This window comes from uncultured Deefgea sp. (assembly GCF_947072475.1).
Classification (GTDB): domain Bacteria; phylum Pseudomonadota; class Gammaproteobacteria; order Burkholderiales; family Chitinibacteraceae; genus Deefgea.
In genome coordinates, this window is sequence record NZ_CAMTIA010000001.1 from 210403 (window position 1) to 222304 (window position 11902).

Here is an 11902-nt window from a genome sequence, read left to right on the forward strand (position 1 = left end):
GATAAACATTTAAGTAATTCTATGTCTTTTCTCTCAACCAGTGAGGGCTGCTGTGATTTCTGTGGTAGTGCACAATTTCCTTTACTTGATCCTGTTTTGCTGAGGGAACAGTTTGAGCTTCTTGCTGGAATTTATATTAGAGATGACAATGGTCGAACTCTTGTTGAATGGATGCAAGAAGACTGGTTGATATTTAATAGTACTGCTTTAAATTCTCATCAAATGAGGGCGTTGCTGTCTGAGATTTTGGATGACGGTGAAATTGTGAGGCAAAAATTTGTCCCACAATCTAATGGGGATATTGATGTTAGCGAGCGCTGGCAAGAATTTCGTTTGGAATTAATGCACGCAAATCGATACTTCCCTGAGTCAGCGATCGACATGATGGACTTAAAGGAATTACTAGAGCATTTAGTAATTAAGTCCGAAAATGCTCCGCAAGAGTGGTTTCGTGGGCGAATCTGTTTAGACAATCCCTTTACTCAACAGCAAATGAGTTCTCCACCTAAGCATTTAGCTTCACATGGACGAGCAAATCCTGCTGGTATTCCATATCTATATATGGCATCTACGGAGCAAACTGCTGTCTCTGAGATCAGGCCTCATACTGGTGAAGCTGTCACAATAGCTAAAGCTAGTCTTCGTGGAGATTTGATTTTTGCAGATCTGCGTAATCCAAGAAAGACTATATCGCCTTTTTTGATTGGTGATGAAGAAAAAATTAAAAAGACCCGCAATTTTATCGGTTTTCTTGAATTGTTGGGACGTGAGTTAACTAGACCCGTTTTGCCTAGGTCAGCTGCATTTGATTATGCGCCAAGTCAATATTTGTGTGAGTTTATTAAGAAATGCAATTATAGTGGCGTAATTTATAGTAGCTCAGTCGGCGATGGATTTAATTTAGCATTGTTTGATCCTTCGTTAGCGGATATAAACAATGTCTATCAGAAGTTAGTTTCGAGGGTATCAGTTATTATTGAATAGCGACTTAATTCTTGCGTTGCCCAACGCTTGAGAAAAAATACGCGCCCAAAATTCTAAATGGATACCTTCATACTTGAACGCAAAAGCCAATTGCACACTAAACGTGTCAAGCGAGCGGTAGATTTTTGGATAAACGTTCAAAACGTATGTCACCGCCACTCGACGTGGAGCGCTTTCATTCTGTAATGTGCATGGACATGGTAGGTCAGCGATAGCTGATACCCGATCTCAGCCATAAAATCGATTACTCCGCTATAAAAACAGTTATTAATTGATGTTTTTTAATAAAAATGATTATAGCTGGCGTGTTTGGGGCGTTTATGTCGAGCACCACGCTCTCATCTTGATTTCATCTAAAGTAAGCAGTGCTTTGCGGTGCCATTTCATCCTCATTCAAAGGTCTATATGCAAAAAAATAATGCCTTATTGATTTTGAGCCTGTGCATCGGGGTGACTTGTGCGCCAGCATTGTCAGGCGAGCTGTGGGAAATTACATCCAGTTCGATAGGGCCGGATGGTGTCGCCATGCCTTTGACGCAAAAGCAATGCCTGCCCAATAACGGCATGAATCCGAGCGCGGTATTGGCGGGAATGGGGCAGTGTGTCTTTGATCAAAAAAACGGCAATGCCAGCGCGATGGCTTTTACCATGACGTGCAAAACGCCCAATATGCCGCAAGGCTTGGATGCGATGAAGATTGTCGGCGACGCCAAAATGAGCGCAGATCGTTTTGATCTGCGTTACACCATTGCCATTGCCGGCAGCGCGGTGCAACAAAGCGGTGGAGATTTCAAAATGTCGGGCAGCGCTCAGGCTAAAAAACTCGGCAAGTGCACTGAATATTGAGCTTTAGCCAGAGCCGGGCACAGCGAGTGGTGGCAAGCTCAATCAAGCAATCGAGCGTAGTCGATCTGTGATCACTTTCAATTTCAGCGGGGCCTGTCGTTCAGAATCTTGCTGCGTGGATGGCGGATTAATTAAAAGCCAAACTGGTAATTTTGCTGAGTGATGACGTAAGTTTTAATTCGACGCTAAATTGACTGTGAATGGCAATTGATTTTTATTGTAGGTATATGACTGTAGGCTATTATTTGCAAGTAATGTAGAGGTATACCCATGATTTTTTATTGTAAGTATACAGCCATACTCGCCAAATCTATTTAAGGTACCGGATTGCGGTACCGCCCAAAATAAATACCGATTGCAATTGCCGCTGGCACTGTCATGATCGGGACACTTTTTGAATTTTTTGAGATTGAGTTATGCCAGCCACAGCTTACCAACAGCTTGTCACGATATTTACCCGACTGTATCGCTACGAACATCTTGCCGCGATGGTGGGGTGGGATCAGGCGGTGATGATGCCGCCTGAGGGCAATGAGGCGCGTGGGGCGGCGATGGCCGAGTTGGATGTGTTGATGCATCGCACATTAACCGATGCGGCCTTGGCCGAATTGTTGACGGCAGCAAGTCGAGAGCCACTTAGCGACGCCGAGCAAGTGAGTTTACGAGAAATGCAGCGGCAATGGCAGTTGGCCAATTTGCTGCCAGCCAGTTTGATTGAGGCCAAAACCTTGGCCGGATCAAAATGCTCGCACGCATGGCGCACGCAAAGAGCGAATAATGATTGGGATGGTTTCTTGGCTAATTTTCGGGCGGTGGTGAGTTTGGCGCGCGAAGAAGGCATTTTATTGAGCCATCAAACCGGCTTGTCGCCGTATGAATCTTTGCTCAACAAATACGAGCCGGGCATGACTTGCGCTGAGCTCGATCGTATTTTTGCCGATGTTAAAAGCTGGCTCCCCGCGCTGATTCAACAAGCCATGGCCCAACAAGCGACTGAAACCCGCATCACGGCGGCGGGGCCATTTGCCATTGAGGCGCAGCGCGCTTTGGGCGTGGAGGTGATGGCGCTACTGGGGTTTAACTTTGCCGCTGGGCGTTTGGATGTGTCGCATCATCCGTTTTGTGGCGGCGTGGCCGAGGATGTGCGGATTACGACGCGCTATACCGAGGCCGATTTTAGCCAAAGCTTGATGGGGATTGTGCACGAAACCGGGCATGCGCGTTACGAGCAAAACCTACCGCACGCTACACGCCATTTGCCAGTAGGGCGGGCAAGGTCGATGGGGATTCATGAAAGCCAAAGCTTAGCTTTTGAAATGCAGTTGGGGCGTAATCCGGCCTTTTTGGCCTTGATTACGCCGTTGATTGCGCAGCATTTGGGGTCGCAAGCGGCGTTTACCCCAGCGAATTTGGCACAAATCTACACCCAAGTTCAGCCCGATTTTATTCGGGTGGATGCCGATGAGCTGACTTATCCGGCGCATGTGATTCTGCGCTATGAAATTGAGCGCGCTTTGATTAATGGTGAAATCGAGCCCGATGATGTCCCTGCGTTGTGGGATCAAAAAATGCAGGCGTATTTGGGCGTGGATACCACGGGTAATTTTAAAGATGGCTGCATGCAAGATATTCATTGGACCGATGGCAGCTTTGGTTATTTCCCCAGCTACACCTTAGGGGCAATGTATGCCGCGCAGTACTTTGCCACGCTGCAACGCCTTTATCCGGATTTAGATCAGCGCATCGCCGAAGGCGATTTAGCGCCGATTTTCACTTGGCTCAATACCCATATCTGGCAGCAAGCGAGCCAACTCGAAACCGATCAATTAATTCGCAATGCCACCGGTGAGTCACTCAACCCCGTTTACTTCCGCCAGCATTTAGAGCAGCGTTATTTGGCGGTGCCTTCTGTGAATTAACCCAATTTGATCTGGATTAAATTTGTAATCCACTTTAGGCAAAGTACGAGGATCACCATTTCAAAAAAGCACGCTCAGATTAGAGCGTGTTTTTTTTATTCAAAATTTAATACTCGAAGTGGTGATATGGGTAAGTGATTGAATTTAATTAGATACTTTTATGTTTGCTATGTTTTTCAAGATGTTTAACTCAATACCTTATCGATTGAATGTGTTTTTAATTGCTACGGGTGTCGGGTTTTTCCGCTTTGTAGTGGAAAAAAATCAGATACAAAGTCCGATCGGGCTTGGTTAAAGTAAACCCATCCAAGCAATTGCAACAATCCATTCTCGGTAAGGAGATCAAATGAGTGCGGTTTTAATGGCGGAGTTGAGTGAAGAGCAGATTCAAACTTTAGCGCAGCAGGTGTTGGGACAAATTACAGCGTTGCTCGATACGGAAAATAAATATCTCAGTGAAGTTCAGCAAATGAAATTGGACTCACACATTGCCGCGATGGCGCGTCGTTCTTTGACCGGTGAAGGTTTGCCAGACTTTGATGCCGATTTATTTGACGAGATTTCAGCGCCAGCGATGCAGTTATCCGAAGCAGTGACCGCGATGTTTGGCAACTTGCCACATAAAGAGGCATTGCTGCTATCGATTCACTTTGAAATGGCAAAAAACAAATAACTCTCTTCGCCTGAAGCTTGTTTCAGGCGCTTCAATATTAAATTAGGAATTAAATCATGACTCAAATCACAGTGGTAATCGGCGATCGTTTAGGTAAGGGCCAAAAAGTAGGTGCGGGTGTGGCGTTAGCACAAGGACGTGCCGTGGTGATTCCTGGTGTTGCGGCGGATATGAAGTTGGGCGATGTGATGAAAGCTGAAAATGCGCAATTGGGTATTTCATTTTGTGGCAGTGGCGGTGCTGGCGCAATTACGGCACAAACCAAGTATGGCTACAAAGCCAAGTACGGCATGCGTTCAGTTGAAGAGGGTATTACAGCGATTGAAGAAGGCTACACCGTGTTGGGTTTTGGTTTTATGGATAAAGAAGAACTTGGCCAGCGTTTGGTGCAAGCGTATCAAAAAAAATACGGCATTTAAATCATGAAAGAACACTTCCAGAGCAAGGTGACCGTGAGCGGAATGGGCGACAGTAAGGCGAAGGCTTTTGCAGATGCTTTGTCCAAAGTGCAGCGTACGGTGATGGCCGATAGCAATAAAATTTTGCTACGTATTGAGCCACAAGACGTACTGGTGCTGAAGGCTGAGCAGATACAGCGTAAAGAAAAATTCTTATTTTTGTTTTTGCCTAGAATTCGCAATCACTATCAGGTTCAACTGGAAGTCAGTGTGAGTGTGACGGCAATTGATACCGAACAAGTGTCATTTGTCGTTCATAGCGCTAAGCCATAAAGGGATCACAGAATATGTTGCTGATGATATTAATGAAGTCGCTGGTGATTGGCGGTTTGGTCGGATTCGCCGTTGGTGCGGGTGCGGCGCGGATGTTTCATGCGCCGACAACGCAAGGGATGGGGGCATTTCGGACTTTAGGCGAGTTAAATTCTTGTGAAGGTGATGCGGCATCACATTTCTCATTTGGCCTGGGGTTTTTCTTTAATGCTTGGGCTTCATCTGTCGCTGCAGGGGCATTTACCCAAGATATTGATCATCGAATTATCCCGCACTGGGGGGCAGCGGCATTAATGAGCCGGAATAAAAACATTGCTGAAACCATGCACAACCCTAAGAAAATGGCGATTGCATGTGGTTTGATCGGCATGGTTGTGGTGGCTTTTTTGAATTCAACCGCGTCAGCAGTACCGCCTTCTTTGCAAATTACTGCGGTCAAAGTCTTGGTTCCTGCCGCTAATTTGTTGGTCAACATCATTATGCCGGTGATTTTCTGGTTGGCCGCGATTGAAGCAGGTAAGCGCTCCGGATTTTGGGGAACGATTTTTGGTGGTTTGGCGCAATTAATCATGGGTAATGCGGTGCCGGGTTTAGTGCTTGGGATCTTGATTGGTAAAGGCGTTGACGATGGTGGCTGGAACAAAATAACTAAAACAATGATGAGCGCCGTGGTGCTGTTGTTTGTGTTGAGTGCTTTTTTCCGTGGCTTCGATTTAGAAATGATTCAATCTTTTAATTTAGCCATCCCTGCATGGTATGAGCTGATTCACAGCACACTGAAGTAAGTCTTGAGGAGAGAAGAGATGACTGAATTTCCGAGTGAAGAATTAAGAACTGATTTTTGGTTTGCCGATTGGAGCTTCCCTTTCTTTGTTGGCTTGCTTTCTGCTGGGGTATTTGCCGGTACGCATATGTATTACGTCTACGGCATTGGTGCCTTTAATGAGGTGGCGTTTGTTTCGATGCTACGCGCTGGGATGGATACCGGTGTCTATGGTGCGGTTGCGGCATTTGGAGCCAGCTTTTTGTTTGCACGAATTATTGAAGGTGCACTCGTCGGTATTTTGGACGTCGGTGGCGCCATTATGACTGGCGTTGGCTTAGGGATTCCGGCGATGTTTTTAGGCGCAGGAGTCACTTACCCCTTAGATAATTTTTTTCCGGCATTGGCGACCGGCATGGTAATCGGTTGTGCTGTTGGTGGCATTATTATTTTGGCGCGTAAGTTTACGATGAACCAATCGAACTCAACGTTTGGCGCCGATGTGATGATGGGGGCAGGTAATTCATCGGGTCGTTTTCTTGGTCCTTTGATTGTGATCACCGCAATTTCAGTTTCAATTCCAATTGGAGTGGGGTCTTTGTTGGGGGCCTTAGGGTTTTATATCTGGAATAAACCGATTACCGGCGGTGCGATTTTAGGTGCGATGTTGTTTGGTTCGCTATTTCCCGTCGCAATTTAATGGGTCTCGCTACCGCTACTTTGCGGCAGCGCTTGAAAAAGGAATTGGCATGTTTGATTTAATCATTCGTCGTGCTCGCGCTATTGATGCTGAAGATGTGGTTTTTGATTTGGCGATTAAGGACGGTTTGATTGCAAAGATTGGTCAAATCAATGCTAAGGCACGGCAAGAGATCGATTTAAATGGCCGGTTTTATGCCAGTGCTGGTTGGATTGATAGCCATGTGCATTGCTATTCCGCTTCGCCAATATACAACGATGAGCCTGATTTAGTCGGTATTGCCGGCGGGGTGACAACGGTGATCGATGCGGGTAGTTGTGGTGCGAATGATATCGGCCATTTCAATCAGTTAGCGCAAGCGTGTCAGACCGAAGTGCGCGCTTTATTAAATATCTCACGGATTGGTTTGGCAACGCAGCATGAGTTGGCTGACTTGGCAGACATTGATCTGGCCGCTGCAGATCGAGCCATTACGCAATATCCCGACTTTATCGTTGGTTTGAAAGCACGTTTAAGTTCGAGCGTTGTGGGCGGGAATGGTATTACTCCGTTAAAAATGGCCAAAGCGATTCAACAGCAACATCCGAAATTGCCTTTGATGGTGCATGTTGGTAATACCCCCCCTGATTTGGATGATATTACTCAGATGCTCGATCAGGGCGATATTTTGACGCATTGTTATAACGGCAAACCAAACCGTATTTTGAATTGCTCAGGCACGGTGAGAACGAGTATTTACCGTGCGATTGAGCGTGGTGTGACGCTTGATGTTGGTCATGGCGGCGCGAGTTTTAGTTTTGCCGTTGCACGGCAAGCCATTGCTCAAGGCGTCTTACCCAATACGATTAGCTCAGATATTTATTGTCGTAATCGAATCGCTGGGCCGGTATTTGGTTTGGCCCCCGTGATGGCTAAATTTTTGTCATTGGGAATGACGCTGGCAGAAGTGATTCAGTGCGTGACAGCGCATCCTGCTCAAATTTTACATTTAACGGCAAAGGGGCGGCTTGAAGTGGGTTTTGCTGCCGATATCTCCATTTTTGCTGTTGATTCTACTGATTTAGTGCAGAGCGACTGTGAAGGTGAATCTCTGCTTTGTGCCCAACAATTTAGACCTTTGGCAGCCATTGTTGCTGGCAAAATATTTTTGACTGATGAAGGTAAAACTGAACATGTCTTCAATTTATAAGAAATACGATCTTAAACCAGTCATTAATGCTTCTGGACGAATGACGATTTTAGGCGTTTCAACGCCATTGCCTGAGGTGGTCGCTGCGGTCAATTTAGGGTTAACGCATTATTTTGAAATGCAAGATTTGGTGGATAAAACTGGGGCGTATATCGCCGGGTTATTGGCGGTGGAAAGTGCCGTGGTGGTGTCTTGTGCGTCAGCAGGAATAGCACAGTGTGTAGCAGGAGTGATCATTCAAGATGATGCTGATTTACTGCTTAATTTACATGCCAAACCAACGCTAGTTCCTTGTGAAATCGTGATTCCAAAAGGGCATAACGTGAATTATGGTGCGCCCGTAGCGACCATGGTTGCACTCGGTGGCGGTAAAGTCGTGGAGGCTGGCTGGGCGAATGAATGCTCTAGTGAGCAATTGGCGGCGGTGATTACGCCCAATACGGCAGCGATTTTGTATATCAAATCGCACCATACCGTACAAAAAAGCATGTTGACGGTCGCTGATGCAGTTGCTGTGGCAAAAACACATGGCCTGCCTCTGATTGTGGATGCGGCCGCTGAGGAGGATTTGCGTCTTTATTATCAGCTTGGTGCTGACTTGGTGATCTATAGCGGAGCCAAAGCCATTGAAGGTCCATCGAGCGGTTTGGTACTTGGCCGTGAGAAATATGTTGCTTGGGTCAAAAAGCAATCTAAAGGGATTGGCCGAGCAATGAAAGTCGGTAAAGAAGGCATTCTCGGTTTAACTTGCGCCATTGAAACCTTTCTATCGCGAGAGCAAGAAAGTGCTGATCAAATGGTCAATAAAATGCAAGGTTTTATGAGTGCATTAAATGCGATTTCAGGAGTGAGCGCCAAGGTAGTTTGGGATGGTGCTGGCCGTGATATTGCACGGACTGAGATTTACTTTGATCACGATGTATTGGGCGTTAAAGCGACAGAAGTTGTTGCTGCACTTAAATGCGGCGAGATTGCGATTTACTTTCGAGAATATAAAGCCAATGAAGGCAAGATTGAGGTGGATGTGCGCAGTGTGAGCACGAGTCAGCTTGATGTCATCAGCCAACAGATTCGTCAATTATTACAGGAAAAACCACAATGAAATTAAGCCCTAACTTTTATCAAGACCGAGTGTGTTTAAATGTTTTAGCGGGTAGCAAACAAAATGCCGTGGATATTTATCAGGCTGCAGAAGGATTTGTCATCGTCGGTTTGCTGTCTAAAAATTATCCGGATGTCGCTAGTGCTGTTGTCGATATGCAAGCGTATGCCGATTTAATTGAAAATGCGGTGTCTATTGGCCTTGGTGCCGGTGATCCTCGCCAATCGGCAATGGTGAATGAGATTAGTCGCCAAATTCAGCCGCAGCATATTAACCAAGTCTTTACCGGTGTAGGCCCTGCTCGTGCTTTAGTTGGACAGACGCAAACCGTGGTGAATGGTTTGATTTCACCAACGGGTCAAGTTGGCATGGTGAAAATTTCAACGGGTACTTTGAGTAGCCAGAGGCCGGATGCGATTGTTCCTGTAAGTACCGCGATTGCCATGCTGAAAGATATGGGGGGTAGTTCGGTAAAGTATTTTTCTATGGATGGTTTGAAATATCGTGATGAGTATGTTGCAGTCGCCAAGGCTTGTGCTGAGCAAGACTTCTGGTTAGAGCCAACGGGGGGGATTGATTTACAAAATTTTGAAGAAATTCTACAAATTGCGCTTGATGCAGGCGTGTCAAAAATCATTCCTCACGTCTATAGCTCGATTATCGATAAAGCCAGTGGCAATACGCGACCGGAAGATGTTGCCACGCTACTCAGCATGATAAAACGCCAGCTTGCTTAAGTGCTCCGATGGCATCAATCAAGTGGGTTGAGTGCAAGTAGTAAATATTTACCGTTGAATAAATTGCACATTGATCACTGATTGCTTTAAAAATGAAAGCCGTTAGTGATAGTGCGTGATTCACTTGTTTTGGGCCATCAAATGATGGCTCAAATGCGTTACTGATCGCGTTTATATCGCGGTAAAAATAATCGAATTTGAAGCTGGGCGGTGTATGGCGCTGTATTTGAGTGCTGAGATGATTAGCAGCATTGCTTATGTGAAATTGCTGCAATAAAAACAATATTCGTTGAAATATTGAAAGGTCATTATGGTTCGTTTCCCTTATCCTAGATTAGCGTTGCTCTATAGCACCTTACATGCAGAAACACTGCCGCAGGATGAGTTAGCGCGTAGGCTCTCGGTGTCCACTCGCACGGTAAGAACCGATATCTCCGCATTAAATACGCTTTTATTGGAGCACGGCGCGCAATTTATATTGCAGCGTGGCGAAGGCTATATGCTGACCGTGCACGATAAAATACGTTTTGATCAAGCCAATATTGTCAATTCGTCGCATCGAGCCGTTCCACGCAATGCTCGTGAACGAGTGCAATATTTATTGATGAGTTTTTTAACCTCAGCGTATTCACTTAAATTGCAAGATTTAGCCGACTCTTGGTGTGTTAATCGTGCCGCGCTGCAAACCGATATGGCTGAGGTGCGCCAGCATTTTGCTAATTACCAATTAAGTATTGAGGCACGCCCACATTACGGGATGAAGCTGTTAGGGCGGGAGTCGGCCATTCGCGTGTGCTTATGCGATTTATTGTGTCAGCTTTGCCGTGAACAGATCGATCATCCTTTGTTGACGAATGATTCAGTTTTGCATGCGGCATCGATGACTTTTTTAAGTACCTTGCCGCGCTTATTGGCGCATAGCAATGTGCGGTTGACCGATGAGGGCTTTCATTTCGTCAGTTTGTATTGTGCGGTTGCAAGCAAACGAATTATTGATGGATTTCCTTTGGAAGTACTTTCTATTGAAGAGGTGAGTCGTGATACGCGCTTGCTGGCTAGCGATTTAATTTCATTGCTAAAGCAAATTAGTTGCTGTGAATTATCGAGTGCCGAAACACATTTTCTGCAAGTGAATATTGCGGTACGCAGTATTCAACATGTCCAGGCCAGTACGATTAATGCCGATGATGCCGATACCTTAGTCAGCTATATTCTGGATTATATCAATAGCAATTTTAATTATGATTTGCGCCATGATGAGCGCTTGCGTATCGATTTGATTACGCATGTTAAAACCATGATAACGCGGTTACGCTATCAAATTAATTTACCTAATCCAGTATTAACCGATATTAAACAGCACTACGCTTTGGCCTATGACTTTACTTTGGCTGCGGTCTCCAGTTGGGCTAAGCATACGGTTTATCAGGTCAATGAAAATGAGATTGGCTATTTAGTTTTACATATTGGCGTCGGTCTTGAGCGGCATTATCAAATTGCTTTTGTCGGTCGGCCTCAAGCTTTGTTAGTGTGTGATGGTGGAAATTCAACATTGCGAATGATAGAGGCCATGTTGCAGCGTAAATTCCCACAAATTTTGATTAATGAATCCATTACTCAGCAAGCGTATTACGCGCTTGAACAGATTGAGAGTGATTTCGTTATTTCGACCAAGCCGATTGAAGATAAAGGTAAACCGGTTGTTGTCGTTTCACCATTCCCTACGCATTTTCAGCTCGAGCAATTGGCGAAAATAGTAGAAATTGATCGTGCGCATTCCTATGTATTAGATCGCTATTTTGATGAGCGCCATTTTTTGCTGATTGATGAGCCCATTACGCAAGATCAATTATTTCACCGTTTATGCACTCAACTTGAGCAAGAAGGGATTGTAGATCCGGATTTCTATCATTCGGTGGTTGAACGTGAAGCGATTTTATGTACGATTCAAGGCGATGGTATTGCCGTTCCTCACTCTCTGGGCTTATTGGCTAAGCGCTCAGTGGTGTATACCGTGCTGGCTCCACAAGGTATTGCATGGGGAGAGGGCGTTGAAGCGACGGTTATTTTTTTACTGGCGATTAGTAAAGAAGATTATGAAGAAGCAATGGCGATTTATGAATTATTTATCTCTTTAATTCGTGAATGTAGTGGTGTACGCCTATTGGAGTGTCATGATTTTTTTGAATTTAAAGCGGCAGCGATTGCAACCTTAAAAGCCCATTAATTTATTTTATTCTAGGATCTGTTGACGTTTG

The 11902-nt window shown here is 45.3% G+C and carries 12 protein-coding genes; all 12 read left to right on the forward strand.

From position 1 onward, the window contains the following. The first annotated feature begins 21 nt into the window (after positions 1-21). The 12 genes from Q0V82_RS00985 to Q0V82_RS01040 all read left to right on the forward strand — a co-directional run bounded on the left by Q0V82_RS00985 (position 22) and on the right by Q0V82_RS01040 (position 11871). On the forward strand, positions 22-984 hold the full coding sequence (locus Q0V82_RS00985) for an RES family NAD+ phosphorylase (RefSeq protein ID WP_297571953.1): 963 nt from the start codon (positions 22-24) through the stop codon (positions 982-984). Positions 985-1389: 405 nt separating this feature from the next. Next, complete coding sequence (locus Q0V82_RS00990) at positions 1390-1830, forward strand: DUF3617 family protein (RefSeq protein ID WP_297571954.1); 441 nt, start codon at positions 1390-1392, stop codon at positions 1828-1830. Positions 1831-2246: 416 nt separating this feature from the next. Further along, entirely contained in the window at positions 2247-3749 is a 1503-nt protein-coding gene (locus Q0V82_RS00995) for a carboxypeptidase M32 (RefSeq protein WP_297571955.1), read from the forward strand. 346 nt (positions 3750-4095) lie between these two features. Next, positions 4096-4422, forward strand: a complete 327-nt coding sequence (locus Q0V82_RS01000) for a hypothetical protein (RefSeq protein WP_297571956.1) — start codon at positions 4096-4098, stop codon at positions 4420-4422. Between the two features lie 56 nt (positions 4423-4478). Next, the gene (locus tag Q0V82_RS01005; protein ID WP_297571957.1) at positions 4479-4841 is read left to right on the forward strand and encodes an SFCGS family glycine-rich protein; all 363 of its coding nucleotides are present in this window, start codon (positions 4479-4481) and stop codon (positions 4839-4841) included. A gap of 3 nt (positions 4842-4844) precedes the next feature. Then, a complete protein-coding gene (locus Q0V82_RS01010) occupies positions 4845-5153 on the forward strand; it encodes a DUF4312 family protein (protein ID WP_297571958.1) in 309 nt (102 codons plus the stop codon). Positions 5154-5167: 14 nt separating this feature from the next. Beyond that, the gene (locus Q0V82_RS01015; RefSeq protein WP_297571960.1) at positions 5168-5938 is read left to right on the forward strand and encodes a DUF4311 domain-containing protein; all 771 of its coding nucleotides are present in this window, start codon (positions 5168-5170) and stop codon (positions 5936-5938) included. An 18-nt stretch (positions 5939-5956) separates the two neighbouring features. Then, entirely contained in the window at positions 5957-6616 is a 660-nt protein-coding gene (locus Q0V82_RS01020) for a DUF4310 family protein (RefSeq protein ID WP_297571961.1), read from the forward strand. A 49-nt stretch (positions 6617-6665) separates the two neighbouring features. Continuing rightward, on the forward strand, positions 6666-7805 hold the full coding sequence (locus Q0V82_RS01025) for an amidohydrolase/deacetylase family metallohydrolase (protein ID WP_297571962.1): 1140 nt from the start codon (positions 6666-6668) through the stop codon (positions 7803-7805). Further along, positions 7789-8907 carry a DgaE family pyridoxal phosphate-dependent ammonia lyase gene (locus tag Q0V82_RS01030; RefSeq protein WP_297571963.1) on the forward strand — a complete coding sequence of 373 codons (1119 nt, stop codon included), beginning with the start codon at positions 7789-7791 and terminating at the stop codon, positions 8905-8907. The genes Q0V82_RS01025 and Q0V82_RS01030 overlap by 17 nt, the downstream gene beginning before the upstream one ends. Continuing rightward, positions 8904-9644, forward strand: coding sequence for a KDGP aldolase family protein (locus Q0V82_RS01035; protein ID WP_297571964.1), 741 nt, complete (start codon positions 8904-8906; stop codon positions 9642-9644). Before Q0V82_RS01030 ends, Q0V82_RS01035 begins: the two co-directional genes overlap by 4 nt. Before the next feature lie 310 nt (positions 9645-9954). After that, positions 9955-11871 (forward strand): transcription antiterminator, encoded by a 1917-nt coding sequence (locus Q0V82_RS01040; RefSeq protein ID WP_297571965.1) that lies wholly within the window; start codon positions 9955-9957, stop codon positions 11869-11871. The last annotated feature ends 31 nt before the right edge of the window (positions 11872-11902 follow it).